At 33.1% G+C, this 507-nt stretch carries 1 protein-coding gene; it reads right to left on the bottom strand.

The features are described from left to right. Positions 1 to 126: 126 nt before the first annotated feature. Positions 127 to 507 (bottom strand): ATP-binding cassette domain-containing protein (locus tag HX088_RS13890; RefSeq protein WP_286484487.1); only part of this gene is annotated, 381 nt, incomplete at its 5' end.

Below are 507 nucleotides of genomic sequence, written 5' to 3'. Positions count from 1 at the left end.
TTTCGGGCTTTGCGAGGGAGCGGATTTTAGCATAAGACTTCCAAGCAAAGACGGAACTTTAAATATAACAAAAATCTTTGAACGGAAACAATAACCCGCTCTCTTGCAAAACCGATGTTATCGGCTTTACTTCATTAATTCAATAGTTCGTTCAATATTTATTTCTTGTAAGAACGTTTTATCGTGGGAAATTACAATTAAAGTTCCTTCATATTCATTGATTGCATTGGTTAAAATTTCGATGTTTTGAAGGTCTAAATTATTGGTAGGTTCATCTAAGATAATAATGTCGGGAGATTGATTAGCAATGTTTAAACAACACAACATTAACCGCATTCTTTCTCCGCCACTCAATGTATGACAAGGCTTATCCCAATCATCTTTTGAAAATAAAAAACGGTCTAATCTGATTTTTACTTCGTGTTCCTGAAGGCCGGTTTGATTAAATTCTTGAGCTTGTTCATAAATCTGTAAATGATTATTGATTAAAGAATAATCTTGGTCAAT

It is taken from the genome of Empedobacter sp. 225-1 (genome assembly GCF_030328185.1).
In the GTDB taxonomy this organism is placed as follows: domain Bacteria; phylum Bacteroidota; class Bacteroidia; order Flavobacteriales; family Weeksellaceae; genus Empedobacter; species Empedobacter stercoris.
This window is presented reverse-complemented; position numbering and strand designations above follow the sequence as displayed.